The sequence below is a fragment of the Stenotrophomonas sp. CFBP8994 genome (genome assembly GCF_034044835.1).
GTDB lineage: Bacteria > Pseudomonadota > Gammaproteobacteria > Xanthomonadales > Xanthomonadaceae > Stenotrophomonas > Stenotrophomonas rhizophila_A.
The window spans coordinates 215,410-226,916 of sequence record NZ_JAXCWT010000002.1 but is presented as its reverse complement, the minus strand read 5'-3'; the positions used below and the strand labels follow the sequence as shown (position 1 = coordinate 226,916).

Below are 11,507 nucleotides of genomic sequence, written 5' to 3'. Positions count from 1 at the left end.
TTGGTCGGGCGACCCGGCAGCTCAACCCAGCGCCAGTGCCGCCGCAATACCCGCAAACAACGCCGCGCCCACCCAGTTGTTGTGCAGGAACGCCTTGAAGCAGGGGTCGCGCTCACGCTTTCGCGCGATCCAGAATTCGTAAGCAATCAGCCCGGCAGCAACCGCCACGCCCAACCAGTAGTAAAGACCCAGCCCGCCGCGCACGCCCACCAGCGCCATCGTGCCGAGGAACAGCGTGTACAGGATTCCCTGGATCACCAGGTCCAGATCCCCGAACAGGATGGCGGTGGAATGCGAGCCCATCTTCAGGTCGTCGTCGCGATCGACCATGGCGTACCAGGTGTCGTACGCGGTGGACCAGAGGATGTTGGCGCCATACAGCAGCCAGCCGATCACCGGCACTTCGCCCTGGATGGCGGCGAACGCCATCGGAATGCCCCAGCCGAAGGCCATGCCCAGGTACACCTGCGGCAGGTGGGTGTAGCGCTTGAGGTAGGGGTAGCTGGCGGCCAGGAAGATGCCGATGAAGCTCATGCCGATGGTCAGCGCGTTCAGGGTCAGCACCAGCGCGAAGGCGACCAGCATCAGCCCGGCGAACAGCACCAGCGCCTCGCGGCCGGACACCCGGCCACTCGCCAGCGGGCGGTCCTTGGTGCGCTTCACGTGCGGGTCCAGCCAGCGGTCGGCGTAGTCGTTGATCACACAGCCGGCCGAACGCGTCAGCCATACCCCGGCGGTGAACACGAACAGGATCCACAGCGGCGGCAGCCCGCCGGCGGCCAGCCACAGCGCCCACCAGGTAGGCCACAGCAGCAGCAGGGTGCCGATCGGGCGATCAGCGCGCATCAGTTTCCAGTACTGGCCCCAGCGCGAGGGCGGTGCGCCCGCGGGGGCGTCAAAACGTTCGTAAGCCATGCGCAAAGGATACCGCCAAGGCCCCTTCCCCGGCGCCGGAGGCGCTGTTTCGCCCAAGGGGGCAGACCTGCGCCGCGTTTACGGATAGAATGCCCGTCCCGCACCGCCTCATGGCGCTGCGATGCCCGCCCCGGCCCGCCGGTGGTGCGGCGGTTCTAAAAGATGCGCCCGTAGCTCAGCCGGATAGAGTAGTGGCTTCCGAAGCCATTGGTCGGGGGTTCGAATCCCTCCGGGCGCACCATCTTCTTTGCTTTCCCGTCAGTAGGTCCCGTCGAACGCGAAGATCGGCTTGCGCTGCTTCCACAGGCCGGCGGTGAAGTCCGGGAACTCCAGGGTCTGGAAGCTGTTGGCGATGGACTGCTCCGACAGCGGGGTGATCGCGCTCCAGGTGATGGCGTCGTAGATGTCGATCGGCATCGGCGCCTTGGCCTTCAGGGCTTCGACGAAGGCGTGGATCACGAACCAGTCCATGCCGCCGTGGCCCGCGCTGGCGGCGGTGTCGGCGTGCTGCTTCCACAGCGGGTGTTCGTACTGGTCCTGGTAGGCCTTGAACGGTTCCCACTTGTGCGGCGGGCTGCGGCCTTCGATGTGGATGGACTGGTTCACGTCCATCCACAAGCCCTTGGTGCCCTGCACGCGGAAGCCCATCGAGTACGGGCGCGGCAGCGAGGTGTCGTGCTGCAGCAGGATGGTTTCGCCGTTCTCGCAGGCCAGCGTGGTGGTGACGATGTCGCCGAGCTTGAAGTTCACCTTGGTGCTGGGGTGGGTGGTGCCGCCACTCTTGGCCACGGTGTACTCATGCAGGCCGCGCGCCTTGCTGGCGAACGCGTTGATATGGGTGAAACGGTTGCCGCGGTTGATGCCGGTGTACATGGCGCACGGGCCGATGCCATGGCTGGGGTACAGCTCGCCGTTGCGGTCCACCGAATGCTGGGTGCGCCAGCGCGCTTCGGACCACGCATGCGGGCCGAATTCCACGCCGCTGTCGTACGGCTGGGCGGGATCGCCGGAGTTGAACTTCACCCCGCGCAGGTCGTGCTGGTAGCCGGCCTGCAGGTGCACCAGTTCACCGAACAGGCCGTTGCGCACCATCTGCAGGGTCGCCATCACGTCGCGGCGGTAGCAGACGTTCTCCAGCAGCATGTACGGGGTGCCCGTGGAAAGCTGGGTCTTGAGTACGTCCCAGTGGTCCTGCAGGGTGATGCCGGCGACCACTTCACAACCCACCGCGATTTTGGCCTGCATGGCGGCAATCGCCATCGGGGCGTGATACTCCCACGGCGTGGCGATGATCACGCCATCCAGGCCGCGCTGTTCGAGCAGGCGCTTCCACGCATTGCGGTCGCCGTCCTGGCCGTAGGCGGTAGGCGCCTTCCTGCCGGCCTTGGCCACCATGTCCATGCCGCGCTTGAGCATGATCGGTTCAATGTCGCACAGCGCGACCACTTCAACGTCGTCGCGGCGGACCAGCTCCTTCAGCAGCACCTGCCCGCGCATGCCGGTGCCGATCAGGCCCAGGCGCAGCGTGCGCCCGCGTGCCCAGGCCGGCGTTTCCGGCAGCAGGCTGGTGGCGGCCAGGGCCGCACCGGCGGCAATGAATTCCCTACGCTTCATGGAACGTTACTCCCTTTGGAAGCGCGCCGGCCGGGACCGGCGCGCTGGAACAATCAGAACTTGTAGCCGACCTGCAGACTGTAGCTGCGGCCGAAGATGCTGGCATAGTCACTGGAGTCACCCAGGAAACTGTTCGGGTCGTAGAACGGCAGGCGGTTGAACAGGTTCTTGACCGTGAAGCCCAGGCTCCAGTGGTCATCCGGGCGCCAGCCCACGCTCAGGTTGGCGGTCCACCACGACGGCACGCCATCGCACTGGGCCGGGTTCACCGGCAGCGAGCCGGCGGTGCAGGTGTCCGGGTTGTTTTCTTCGGCATCGACGCGGTCCCACGCCCACTTGGTGCCGCCCACATAGTTGACGAAGAAGCTGGTGGTGACCTGCTTGTAGGACCAGTCCGCGTTGAACGTGGCACGCATGCGCGGGTTGCCGTAGTAGCCGATGGTGTTGCCGTAGTACCAGCGATCGGTGTCGTCGATGTAGGCCTCCTTGCGGCGCGCGATGGTGGCGGCCACGCCGATGTTCAGCGCGCCCCACTCACCGAGCATGAAGCGACCGCGCGCGTCGATGTCGAAACCGTCCACCAGGGTGCGGCCTTGGTTCTTGTACTGGCCCACCACGGCGGCCACGTTGCCCACGCTGTAGCCGGGCAACGCGCCCGGGCAGCTCACGCCGCTTGCCGGGTCGGCGCACATCTGCGCAAGCGCAGCCTCGGCCGCCCGATCGGAGTCGCTGATCGGGTTGCGGGTCATCGACAGGATGTCCTGTTCCTTGCTGTAGTCCGGCGCGGCGATCTCGTTGCGGCGGTAGATGAACCAGTAGTCGGCCGAGATCGACATCCAGCTCGCCGGCTCATACACAAAACCGAGCGTGGATATCTTGGCCTTCTCCGGCTTCAGGTCCGGATTGGGCTGGGTCATGCGCGCCACGGTACGGCTGCAGTCGGCGTTGAGCAGCGAGTTGCCCAGGTCCACGTCGCCCGGCCGGTTGGACTGGCGCAGCAGGTTGGCGATGGCATTGGTCTCATCGCAGCGGATGTCGTCCTCGAAGCCACCGAGCTGGGCGAACACGCCGCCGGTGCCCGCTTCGGCCAGGCTCGGCGCACGGAAGCCTTCGGAATAGGTGCCGCGCAGCAACAGCTGCGGCAGCACCTGGTACTTCAGGCCGATCTTCGGGGCCAGGTTGGCGCTGAAGTTCGGGTACTTGTCCACGCGCAGCGCGGCATCCAGTTCCAGCTTGTCGGTGAGCGGGGCCACGGCTTCGGCGAACAGCGCGTAGGTGTTGCGCTTGCCATCGAACCACGAGCCGCCCTGCTGGGTGATCAGGCCATTGGCGGCGTCTTCGTTGCCCGGGGTGTAGAACGTTTCGCGGGTGGCATTGAAGCCGAACGCGGCGCGCACGTCGCCGGCCGGCATGCTGAAGAGCGGGCCTTCGATCTTGCCGTCCAACGTATGCAGGCGCGTCCACGACTGGATGTCGAAGGTGGGGTATGCCTCGCGGATCAGCTTGGCGTTGACGTCACTGATGACGCCGAACTGGTAGGCCGGATTGTCGGAGATGATCACCCGCCCGGTGCCCGGGTCGATGGTGTAGGGTCCAAACGCGCGCTCGAAGCCTTCCAGGTTCACGTTGACGGTCTGGTAGGTGACCGAATGGCTTCCGGCGGTGGCGAACGCGGTTTCCCAGTTCCAGTCGTCGCCCAGGGCACCGCGCAGGCCGGCCAGCACCCGGTAGCTCTGGTCGGTGTTGCGCTGGCCGAAGTGGCCATCGCCTACATCCTGCATCAGGTAGTTCAGGCCCACCACGCCGCCCATGAGCGCCTTCAGTTCCGGGCTGGCCAGGTTGTAGACGTTGTTCGGTCCCAGATACGGCGTGAGGAACTGATTGACCGTGTTGCCGGTGTTGCGCGAGTACCAGCTCGAGGGATTGCCGGTCGTGGTGTTGTAGGCGGAAGGGGTGCCGCCGTTCGCGGTCAGGTCGATGTCGGTGTAGGTGACTTCAGCGAAGGCTTCGGTGGTGTCGCCGATCAAGAAGTGCGAGCTGATGTAAGCGGTCGCGCGCTCGGTCTTGGCACCGGCGTCGATCTCGCGGTTCATCCACGTTTCCCAGATGCAGCGCGTGCCTGCAGCTTCGACCAGCACGTTGTTGCAACCCGGTGCGGCTTCACGTACCAGCGCGTTGGTGGTGGGATCGAACGCGAAGAAGCTGCCCGGATTGAACTCGCCCGGCTTGCTGCCGGTGCCCAGGCGCAGGCCAGGGATGTAGTTGGGGTTGTTGACGTAGTACTGGGGCGGCCGTTTGTCGTAGAAATCACTGAGCGGAATCGCATTGCGGCGATACAGGTTCACCGAGGCATAAACGTTGTAGCGGTCTTCGTCGAGGTCGCCGAAGCCGGCAGTGATGCTGCCCTGCTGCTCGCCGTAGGAATCGATGCGCGAGGACTTGTCGGCGGTGATGTTGATCTCCGCGCCCTGGTAGGAGCGTTTGGTGATCACGTTGATCACGCCGGCCACCGCGTCGGTGCCGTACACGGCCGAGGCGCCGTCGGTCAGCACTTCCATGCGTTCGATGGCAGCGGCCGGAATGGCGTCGATGTTGACGAACTGGGTCTGGAACCCGGCCGGCGCACCGTAGTACGACAGCCGCCGGCCGTTGAGCAGCACCAGCGTGCCCTGCGCGCCGAGGCCGCGCAGGTTCGCCTGCGAAGCGCCGTCGGAACCGGTGAACAGCGAGCGCGAATCCTGCTGGCCCGGGCGTGCGGCGGGCAGGTTGTCGAGCACCTGCAGCAGCGTGCGCGCGCCCATGTTCTCGATGTCCTGCTTGCTGATCACCTGCACCGGCGAGGAGGTTTCCACATCGCTGCGGCGGATGTTGGACCCGGTGACCTGCACGCGCGCCAGTTCGGTGGCGTTGGCTTTTGCCTTTGCATCAACGGCCGTGTCGTCGTCCTGGGCAAACGCCGGACCGGTTACGGCCAGGGCAAGCCCCAGCGCGACGGACAAGGGTGTAGCGGGGATGCGGCGATGGCGATGGCGTTCGTTCAACATCTTTGGCTCCTTGTGCATTCCGCAGCGTGGGGCTGCCTGGGTGGGTTTTTTCGGGCAACAGTCACCCGCACCACGGCCGGCGGGCCGTAGTCGGGAAACGGTGGGGAATTCTGTTTTTCGGTACGTCCCTGGGTTACGGCGACACGATGGTGGCGGTATCGCCCTCCTGTCCGATCAGTGCGGCGTTGGCCCAGTTGCCACACACCTGTGCGGGCTGCGTGCCTTGTGTGCCCAGCGTGCGCAGGCTCAGGCGCTGCAGGCCGCGGATATCCAGTTCGGGCTTGACCACGCCCGGTGCCTTCACCAGGCCGCTGTCGTAGAGCAGGCGGTCATCGCCCCAGACCTGGAACTGCATGCCGCCGGCGCTGCGGCACGCATCGTCGATGCCCAGGTCCGCGCGCAGCAGGCGCCACTGGCCCTGCAGCTGCAGGTCGATGCGGCTGGCTGGGCCCACGCCCAGGCCACGGCGGAACAGCAGGCCGTTCATGCGCATGGGTTGCCCGCCCTGGAAGGCGAGGTCGGCGCGCACCTGTGCGTTGGCCGCGGCCGGCAAGGTCAGTTCGGACAGGTGGCGCTGCTGCGCCGGGCGCTCTGCAACCTGGTGTTCCAGGATCTGGAACGTGGACAGGGTGATCGGGCCGACATCACGCGGTTGCAGTGCATCCACCGCACGGGCCACGTTGCCCTGCGCCGCAGTGACCATCGGGTCGCTGCCAGCGGCCCCATCACCGTCCGGGTTCTGCACGCTGAGCACGCGGAAGCGCAGCAGGCGGCCGGCGCGGGCGGGGAAGTCGATCTGCTGCAGGTCCTGCTTCAGCGCCAGGCGGCCGCGCTTGATCGGCTCGCCCCATTCGCCATTGGTGTCGGCCAGGTAGATCTCGTAGTCGCGGATCTGCCCGCTCTTCCAGTGCTGGTCATTGCGGGGTGCCAGTGCGATGCCGTCGATCAGGCGGCGCTCGCCAAAGCCGATCACCCATTCGTGGGCGCCGGTGCGCACGGCCTGGTTGCGCACGGTGCGGAACCAGGTGGCCGGGTCGTCATCGAATGCCTTTTCCAGTTCGTAGCCGCGCTCTTCGGCCGGGCGGTTGACCACCAGCAGGCTGTCGGCCGGCAATGCGCGGCCCAACACCGGTGCGGCGGGGAACACATCATCGGCAGCTGCCGGTGCCTGCGCGATATCGAGCTGGAAGGCGAGCGGCCGGCGGATATCGGTGGGTACGGTACGCACATGCACGGTGCCACGGCGTTCGCCTGCATCGAAGTACCAGCCTTCCGGCGCGGCCTGCCACGCGGCGGCATCTGTGAGCATCGGCAGCGCGCGGCCATCAAGACTGACCGCTGCCGGCTTCTGCCGGCTGAGTACGCGCAGCGCGTAGCGGCGCTGTGCCAGCTGCCCCTGGTACTGACCGCGCACGCCATCGATGTTCACCTGCACCCGGCCACTGCCCTGCGCCGGGGCCTGCATGGTGACCTGCTGCTGGCTGGATTCGCCCTTCTCGTAGCGGCGCGTGTTGCCGTCGTCTTCGTACAGCGTGTACTGCGAGCTGCCCTGCGGGTAGAGGTCGAAGGTGACCTCATCCAGCGGTTTCTGGCCGTCGTACAGCATCTCCGGATACATCGGCACGATGGCACCGGCCCGCACGAACACGGGGATTGTTGCCAGATCGACCGGGCGGTCCAGCTGACGGCCTTCCGCACCAGCCTGCAGCGCGCGGCCATCCCAGTAATCGATCCAGCGGCCCTGCGGCAGGTGGATGTCGCGGCGCCAGCCACGGCTGGCGGCCTGGCTGCGGTACACCGGCGCCACGAGCAGGTCGCGCCCGAGCAGGAACTGGTACTTCCAGGTTTCGTTCCAGGCGTTGGGGTCCTGCGGGTAATCCCACATCAGCGCGCGCAGGATCGGCGCGCCGGTCGTCGCCGCGTCGTGTGCCAGCCCGTACATGTACGGGGTCATGCGCATTTTCAGCTTGAGGTAATCGCGGTTGACGCTGCGGTAGGGCTCGTCGAACCACCACGGGTGCTTGCGCGCACTGCCCGACCAGCCCGACATGCCCATCAGCACCGGGGTGAAGCTCTTCCACTGCAGGTCGCGGGTGAACGTTTCGGCGCTGCCGCCGAAGATCGCATCCACATCGCCACTGGCGTAGGCCATGCCCGAAAGGCCCGATCCGACCAGGGTGGGAATGTGCCAGCGGATGTAATCCCAACTGCTGCTCTGGTCGCCGGTCCAGGCGACCGCATAGCGCTGGATGCCGGCCCAGCCCATCACCGTCCACAGGAACGGGCGCGAATCGGAGTTGTGCAGGATGCCGTTGAACGCGGACTGGTTGGCATCCATCGCGAACTGGTAGCCCTTGCCGGTCCAGGCCACGTCCAGCTTCTGCACGCGGCTGCCGGCGGTGCCCACTTCCCAGGCGATCTTGTCCACGCCGTTCTCGGTCCACAGCCCGGTCTTGAAGCCGTAGCCAGCCAGGCCCTTCACCGTTTCCGGCAAGGCCTTGTAGCCGCAGCCGTAGCCGTCGTTGGGCAGGATCCAGCCGCCGGGCATGTCGTGCGCGCGGTACTGTTTTGCCACGCTGTCGACCACGTCCGGGGTGGTGCCGGTGGGGCCATCGCTCCAGCCTTCGGGCACGCTGCCGGGCTTCTTGATGTTGTCGCCATCGTTGTAGCAGTCGGCGTCGCCGTACGAGAACGCCCAGCGCGGCAGCAATGCGGCGCGCCCGGTCAGTGCGGTGTAGCGGTCCAGCAGCGCAGGCAGGCCGGCGCCGACGAAGTAGTAGGCGTCGAAGCGGTCTTCGCGGTGCAGCAGCGTGGCCTGGTCGGCCTGGCGCAGATCGTAGCTGCCATCGCTCCAGGTGTTGCGCAGCATGCCCCAGCCGCGTGAGCTGAGCAGCATCGGCGCCGGGTTGGGGCGGTCGCCCTCTTCCCAGCCACCGGAGTAGGAAACTTCCAGCTCACGCCCCTTGAAAGCGAAGCGTCCGTTCTGCTGGCCACCGCCGACGAACTGTTCGTCGGCCTGGCTGCTCAGCACCTGCACGCTCTGTGCGGTATCCAGGTCCAGCGGCTGCAGTTCGCGCCACAGCGGCACGTCCTTGCCGGCCTCGCGCCGGTCCAGTGCCAGGCGCAGCGGCTGGCGCTGGATGTGCAGCACCAGCGCGTCGGTGCGGATGCGCACTTCGTTGCCGTCTTCCTCCAGCTGGAATGGCACGGCCGATGTGGCCTGCGGCAGCACGATGGGGGCGGCCTTGTCGCCGGCCGGCAGCAGTTTGCCGGTGCGGCTGGCCTGCACGCGCAGCAGGTCGGGGCGCAGCAGGTCCACGCGCACGGTCATGCCGTTATCGGTGGTCAGCGTCCAGGCAGTGGCCGACGCGGCCGGCTCGGCACGTAGTGCGCTCAGGTTGCCCAACGGCGCGGCCAGCGCCGGCATGGCGGCCAACAGCGACAGAAGAGAGATGGCCAGTACGGTGCGTCGACAACGGGTAACCACTTCGCCCCCAAAGCCCGCGTTCGGCGGGTGTCCGAAACCAGTGCGGCCGACTATGGGGCAGGCTATCGAAAGATGTCAAGAAATTGAAAAGAAAAAAGATTAGGAATTCTATCAAAACGAAAGATGATGCAAAGCACCACTTTCTTTCTGCCGGCTGAATGCGATGATTTTTCCGTTGCAGGACGCGCAGATAGACACGGGCAATCGCGCAAGAACCGACAGCAATAGTGAAGAATGTGATCCAGATATCTTATTTTAATCTTTCGATATTTGACATTTCGAAAGAAAACGCTGATCGTGCGGTCGCCCAACAGGAATAGCGAATGGACGTCACTCTGCTCCCCGATATGCCCGCCTGGCAGCGCCTGGGTGGCGCGCACACCGCAGAAGAGATCGCGCAGCAACCCGCCCTCTGGTCAGCGTTGGCCGACGCGCTGGAGGCCGCCCGCGAGCGCATCGACGCGTTCCTGGGTGACGCGCTGCGCCAGCCGGTCCAGCGGGTCATCTTCACCGGCGCCGGCAGTTCGGGCTTCATCGCCGAGATGGTCGCCGGCCAGATCAATGCGCAGTGGCCGGCAGAGGTCCGCGCCATCCACACCACCAGCCTGCTCACCCACCCGGCGCTGTACCTGCAGCGCGACCGCCCGACCCTGCTGGTGTCGTTCGGGCGCAGCGGCTCCAGCCCGGAAAGCGTGGCGGCGGTGGACCTGGTGCGGGCGCAGGTGGACGACGCGCGCTTCCTGGACATCACCTGCAATGCCGATGGCGCGCTGGCACAGCGCGGCCAGGGCCGCAGCGACACGCTGTCACTGCTGATGCCGCCCGCCAGCTGCGACCGCGCCTTTGCCATGACCAGCAGCCTGAGCTGCATGCTGCTGGCCGCGTTGAGCGTGTTCGATGTCGCTCCCTGGGCCGAGCGCATCGCTCGCCTGCGCAGCTTGGCCGAGCGCGGTACGCAGGCTGTGAGCGACTGGGACGCGCCGGTCGCAGCGCTCGCGCGTACCGATATCTCGCGGGTGATCTACCTGGGCAGTGGCCCGCTGGAAGCGACCGCGCGCGAAGCGGCGCTGAAAGTGCTGGAACTGACTGCCGGCCGGGTGCTGGCGCTGGCCAACACCCCGCTCGGGTTCCGCCACGGGCCGAAATCCACGCTCAACGGCACCACGCTGGTGGTGGTGCTGCGCAGCGCGCAGCCGCTGGCGCGACGCTACGAGCAGGACCTGCTGGAAGAGCTGCGCCGCGACGGCATCGCCGCCCGCGTGATCTCGGTCGGCCCGGCCGGCAGCGACAGTGCCGACGGCGATTTCCTGCTGCAGGTACCTGCCCTGCCCGATCCGTGGCTGGCCCCGCTGTGGCTGGTGATGGCGCAGTGCTTCGCGCTGCAGCGTTCGGCCGCGCTCGGCCTGACCCCCGACAACCCGTTCCCGGATGGCACGGTCAACCGCGTGGTGCAGGGCGTGACGATCCACGACCATGGCTGAGCAGCGCATGCAGACCTGGTACGGCATCGATATCGGCGGCACCAAGATCGAGCTGGTGGCCTGTGACGCGGCGCTGACGGTGCATTACCGCCAGCGCGTGGCGACGCCCACGAGTGACTACGCGGCCTTTGTGGCTGCCGTCGGCCAGTTGGTCGACGATGCGGATGCCGCGCTGGGCACGCGTTCCGTTGCGGTAGGCCTGGGCCTGCCCGGCGTGCGCGATCGCGACAGCGGCCGCCAGTTGAGCGCCAACGTGCCCGCGCTGAGCGGCCACACGGTGGGGCATGACCTGGAAGCACGGCTCCAGCGCCCACTGGCACTGGGTAACGACCTGCAGTGTTTCGCCCTGTCCGAAGCGCACGACGGCGCCGCCGCCGGATACCCCAGCATGTTCGGGGTGATCCTGGGTACCGGCGCGGGCGGTGGCTATTGCCTGGACGGAAAGCTGGTCGCGGGCAACAACGGCATTGCCGGTGAGTGGGGCCATTGGAGCCTGCCGGCCACGCTGCAGCTGCGCCATGACCTGCCGCTGCTGGACTGCGGCTGTGGCCTGCGCGGCTGCCTGGAGCGCTATGTCTCCGGCAGCGGCCTGGCGTTGATCCATGAACGCCACGGCGGCCTGGCCTGCGACGCCACCGCCGTGGTGGAGCAGGCGCAGGCCGGCGATCCGATCGCGCTGCAGGCGCTGGCCATCCACCGCGACCTTCTCGGCTACAGCTTCGCCAGCCTGATCCTGGCGCTGGACCCGCACGTGATCGTGCTGGGGGGCGGGCTGTCGAAACTGGAGCAGCTGTACCGCGACCTGCCTGCCGCCATTGCGCCCTACCTGTTCAACGGGGTGCGCGTACCGCCGATCCTGCCGCCAGCCTTCGGCGATGCCGGCGGTGCACGCGGCGCGGCGCTGCTGGCGCGCCAGCACCATCCCGCGCCCTGAACCCCTTCTTTCCGTTCCGCTGCACCTGGAGT

Annotated in this window: 6 protein-coding genes and 1 tRNA gene; 3 read left to right on the top strand and 4 right to left on the bottom strand. The window is 67.0% G+C overall.

All coding sequences use genetic code 11. From position 1 onward, the window contains the following. Nucleotides 1–21: 21 nt before the first annotated feature. Nucleotides 22–915 carry a 4-hydroxybenzoate octaprenyltransferase gene (gene ubiA, locus SOM39_RS05805; protein WP_307105700.1) on the bottom strand — a complete coding sequence of 298 codons (894 nt, stop codon included), beginning with the start codon at nucleotides 913–915 and terminating at the stop codon, nucleotides 22–24. Between the two features lie 164 nt (nucleotides 916–1,079). On the opposite strand from ubiA, the gene SOM39_RS05800 reads away from it, so the two are divergent. After that, nucleotides 1,080–1,156: transfer RNA gene (locus SOM39_RS05800), tRNA-Arg, on the top strand. 17 nt (nucleotides 1,157–1,173) lie between these two features. Here the strand turns inward: SOM39_RS05800 and SOM39_RS05795 are convergent. The 3 genes from SOM39_RS05795 to SOM39_RS05785 all read right to left on the bottom strand — a co-directional run bounded on the left by SOM39_RS05795 (nucleotide 1,174) and on the right by SOM39_RS05785 (nucleotide 9,000). After that, entirely contained in the window at nucleotides 1,174–2,529 is a 1,356-nt protein-coding gene (locus SOM39_RS05795) for a Gfo/Idh/MocA family protein (protein WP_068854343.1), read from the bottom strand. 53 nt (nucleotides 2,530–2,582) lie between these two features. Further along, the gene (locus tag SOM39_RS05790) at nucleotides 2,583–5,573 is read right to left on the bottom strand and encodes a TonB-dependent receptor domain-containing protein (RefSeq protein ID WP_320457784.1); all 2,991 of its coding nucleotides are present in this window, start codon (nucleotides 5,571–5,573) and stop codon (nucleotides 2,583–2,585) included. Nucleotides 5,574–5,706: 133 nt separating this feature from the next. After that, nucleotides 5,707–9,000 (bottom strand): TIM-barrel domain-containing protein, encoded by a 3,294-nt coding sequence (locus SOM39_RS05785; RefSeq protein WP_320458062.1) that lies wholly within the window; start codon nucleotides 8,998–9,000, stop codon nucleotides 5,707–5,709. Nucleotides 9,001–9,383: 383 nt separating this feature from the next. On the opposite strand from SOM39_RS05785, the gene SOM39_RS05780 reads away from it, so the two are divergent. Together SOM39_RS05780 and SOM39_RS05775 are read left to right on the top strand one after the other, a co-directional pair. Further along, nucleotides 9,384–10,541, top strand: coding sequence for an SIS domain-containing protein (locus tag SOM39_RS05780; RefSeq protein WP_320457783.1), 1,158 nt, complete (start codon nucleotides 9,384–9,386; stop codon nucleotides 10,539–10,541). Beyond that, entirely contained in the window at nucleotides 10,534–11,475 is a 942-nt protein-coding gene (locus SOM39_RS05775; RefSeq protein WP_320457782.1) for an ROK family protein, read from the top strand. The genes SOM39_RS05780 and SOM39_RS05775 overlap by 8 nt, the downstream gene beginning before the upstream one ends. The last annotated feature ends 32 nt before the right edge of the window (nucleotides 11,476–11,507 follow it).

Coding starts and splice junctions, on each gene's coding strand:
- SOM39_RS05775 (WP_320457782.1), top strand. CDS start 10,534: ATGGCTGAGCAGCGCATGCAGACCTGGTACGGCATCGATATCGGCGGC.
- SOM39_RS05780 (WP_320457783.1), top strand. CDS start 9,384: ATGGACGTCACTCTGCTCCCCGATATGCCCGCCTGGCAGCGCCTGGGT.
- SOM39_RS05795 (WP_068854343.1), bottom strand. CDS start 2,529: ATGAAGCGTAGGGAATTCATTGCCGCCGGTGCGGCCCTGGCCGCCACC.
- SOM39_RS05790 (WP_320457784.1), bottom strand. CDS start 5,573: ATGTTGAACGAACGCCATCGCCATCGCCGCATCCCCGCTACACCCTTG.
- ubiA (WP_307105700.1), bottom strand. CDS start 915: ATGGCTTACGAACGTTTTGACGCCCCCGCGGGCGCACCGCCCTCGCGC.
- SOM39_RS05785 (WP_320458062.1), bottom strand. CDS start 9,000: ATGCCGGCGCTGGCCGCGCCGTTGGGCAACCTGAGCGCACTACGTGCC.